General features: G+C 39.5%; 3 protein-coding genes. 2 read left to right on the top strand and 1 reads right to left on the bottom strand.

Annotated features, from left to right (window positions below; translation table 11 throughout):
• Positions 1-259 precede the first annotated feature (259 nt).
• A complete protein-coding gene (locus tag QVP90_RS05265) occupies positions 260-1,990 on the top strand; it encodes a hypothetical protein (RefSeq protein WP_021935847.1) in 1,731 nt (576 codons plus the stop codon).
• 16 nt (positions 1,991-2,006) lie between these two features.
• On the opposite strand, the gene QVP90_RS05260 is transcribed toward QVP90_RS05265, so the two are convergent.
• The gene (locus QVP90_RS05260; RefSeq protein WP_007480403.1) at positions 2,007-2,408 is read right to left on the bottom strand and encodes an HsmA family protein; all 402 of its coding nucleotides are present in this window, start codon (positions 2,406-2,408) and stop codon (positions 2,007-2,009) included.
• Positions 2,409-2,630: 222 nt separating this feature from the next.
• Here QVP90_RS05260 and QVP90_RS05255 point away from each other — a divergent pair, with 222 nt between their 5' ends.
• Positions 2,631-3,332, top strand: a complete 702-nt coding sequence (locus QVP90_RS05255; RefSeq protein ID WP_002561828.1) for an iron-sulfur cluster assembly scaffold protein — start codon at positions 2,631-2,633, stop codon at positions 3,330-3,332.
• The last annotated feature ends 108 nt before the right edge of the window (positions 3,333-3,440 follow it).

Below are 3,440 nucleotides of genomic sequence, written 5' to 3'. Positions count from 1 at the left end.
TGGTACCACCTACCTATTACACACACAAACAAATTAAATTATATACTTAAGAAACACCTAAAAAAAAAGATATAATAGTAATGTAAAATCAACTATCAATAGATGACATACCTATTAACAATATATGTAACAGCACATTACATATATTGATATATTCTATTCATAAAAGCCAATAGTTACACATAGAAAAATAATTTATCCACATACCTAAAGAAGATAATCCCGAACTTTGCCTAAAAATAAAATAGACAAGTAGTTTATGAAACGAATCATTACTTTATTTTCGATACTAATCATAGTAGCAGCGTTAATCAGCGATCTTCATGCCCAGACAACTCCAGCTTTCCCGGGTGCAGAAGGCTTTGCTCGTTATACCACCACCGGAGGGCGTGGCGGTAGTGTATATCATGTCACGAATCTAAACGACAGCGGTTCCGGCTCGCTTCGCGAAGGATTGAAAAGCGGTAACCGTATTATCGTATTCGATGTATCCGGAACTATTGCATTAAAAAGTACACTTGAAATAAAAAACGGAAACATAACAATTGCCGGCCAAACAGCTCCAGGAGATGGCATCTGCATCAAAAACTACTCAGTTGTAATTAAAGCGAGCAATGTTATTATCCGATTTATCCGTTGCCGGATGGGAGACGAAGAGCAAACGGAAGACGATGCTATGTGGGGACGCAATCAAAGTAATGTAATCATTGACCATTGTACGATGAGTTGGAGTACAGATGAATGCTCTTCTTTTTACGGAAATAAAAATTTCACAATGCAATGGTGTATCCTGAGTGAAAGCCTAACCAATTCCGTACATGGAAAAGGTAGCCACGGATATGGCGGCATCTGGGGAGGTGAAGGTGCTACTTTTCATCACAATTTATTAGCACATCATAAAAGTCGTACCCCCAGACTTTGCGGAAGCCGTTATACAGGAAGACCCGATGATGAAATGGTCGATTTGCGCAATAATGTATTTTATAATTGGGGACCGACTAATGGCGGATATGCCGGAGAAGGAGGTAATTATAATTTTATCAACAACTATTATAAACCAGGACCTTCAACTGCAACTAAAGAAGGTATCACCTATCGCATTTTTTCACCAAACGCAGATGATGGGAAATACGTAAACGAAGCTGGTGTTTGGGGAAAATTCTATGTATCAGGAAATTATTTTGATGACACTTGTTCTAAGCTGAGTAGCAAATCTAAAGCCAATATCGCTAAAACAAATGCAGACAATTGGGTTGGAATCCATCCGGATACCGGTAATGCCCCATTACCCGGAGGGAGTATTGAAAACATCAAAAGTGTAACAGAATTTGAAGCTGCCCCTACTACTACCCATACAGCAATAGAAACATACGAAAAAGTGTTAACCTATGTCGGAGCAAGCTTGAAACGCGACGTGATAGACACTCGTATCATGTCTGATGTACGCAGTGGCGGTTACACTTTTGAAGGTTCCAATAAAAGCACTAACGGACTCATCGACTCTCAGACCAATTGTGAAGGTTATATCACCTATAACTCAGAAAGCAAACCTACAGACAGTAACAATGACGGAATTCCCGATGAATGGGCCAATAAATATCTGCCTCAAGGTAAAACATACAAAGATATTGATGAAGAAACCGGATATTGTTATCTTGAACTATATATCAACAGCTTGGTAGACGAACTGATGAAAGCCGGATATGAAAACGCAGAGTTTTCTCCGAGCAAAGACGATTTCGGTTTAAAAGGATCACCTACAGGTATCGGAGAAACGAGCACTTCTTCAAATCTGTCTCTACATAAAGAAGGTAATAAGATTGTTATTTTAGGATTAGAGGGTAAAAGCGTTATTGAAGTTTATGATTTGATGGGGCGACTGCTGAGTTCGCAAACAAACTACAACCCCAAACAGGAAATCACCCTCCTGCAACCTGTGATTATCAGAGTAACCGACACTCAACAAACAAAAAGTTTCAAAGTCCTTTAACAAAAGGACTTTTTTTTTAATGATGGGACATCCCTAAATACATCCCGATAAAATAAGGTATAAGCCAAATACACCACACAAAAATACTGAAACGATTAAAATGTGCTTTTGCAGTAAGAGAACCTCTCGTATAAGTCCAAATAGCCCACATCGCATGTATCAGCATCAGTAAAATGGCAATCACACCGGTCACCGTATGTATTTCATCATGAAGATGGGTCATATGCGCGATACTCTTCATTAATCCCGTTCCTACTGCATCACACACCAATCCGGAAAGAAAAAAGAGAATGTGCCAGAATTTCAATTTTCCCTGCACATGCTCTCCCCATACTCCAATAGTATAAAATATCAAAGCACCCGTTATCACACAAATGGCTGCTATCAAATAATGCATATCTACTTGGTCGAACTCCATAATCATAAATTTTATCAAAGAACAAACTGTCCGGTGAATAGTTCAATCCCAAAATGTAATCTCCACATTACAATAAGCGAACTCCCTCCCTCCTATTTTATTCTTTTCATAAAAAAGTAATAAAAGCCGATTTGCAAAAACCAATAAAACGAGTACCTTTGCGTGCAATTTGAGAATAGTGACTACGTATTTTTAATTATATTACTTAAAAAAGAGCTAATTATGACTTATTCACACGAAGTGGAACACATGTGTGTTGTAAAGAAGGGTCCTAACCACGGACCGGCTCCCATACCCGAAGAAGGAAAATGGGTAAAATCAAAAGAAATCGTTGATATTTCAGGTCTGACACATGGTGTTGGTTGGTGTGCTCCTCAGCAGGGTGCTTGTAAACTTACTCTGAACGTAAAAGAAGGTGTCATCCAGGAAGCTCTGGTTGAAACTATCGGATGTTCGGGTATGACTCACTCGGCTGCTATGGCTGCAGAAATTCTTCCGGGTAAAACAATCCTCGAAGCATTGAATACCGACCTTGTTTGCGACGCTATCAACACTGCTATGCGCGAACTTTTCTTACAGATTGTTTACGGACGTACTCAGTCGGCTTTCTCAGAAGGCGGTCTGATCATCGGTGCCGGTCTGGAAGATTTAGGTAAAGGTCTGCGTAGCCAAGTAGGTACACTGTACGGTACTTTAGCTAAAGGTCCTCGTTATCTTGAAATGGCAGAAGGCTATATCAAGAACATCTTCTTGGACAAAAACGATGAGATCTGCGGATACGAATTCGTACACATGGGTAAGTTCATGGACGAAATCAAAAAAGGAACCGATGCTAACGAAGCTTTGAAAAAAGTAACCGGCACATACGGACGCGTAACAGCAGAACAGGGAGCAGTTAAACATATTGATCCACGTCACGAATAATATAAGGAGGAAAGAAATTATGATTAGAGAAGTAAAATTTGAAAGTCAAGACCGTCGTATCAAAGGTATCATCGAAGCTTTGAACGCTAACGGCATCAAAGACATCGA

It is taken from the genome of Bacteroides sp. CAG:189 (assembly GCF_000432295.1).
GTDB classification, from domain to species: domain Bacteria; phylum Bacteroidota; class Bacteroidia; order Bacteroidales; family Bacteroidaceae; genus Bacteroides; species Bacteroides salyersiae.
This window is presented reverse-complemented; position numbering and strand designations above follow the sequence as displayed.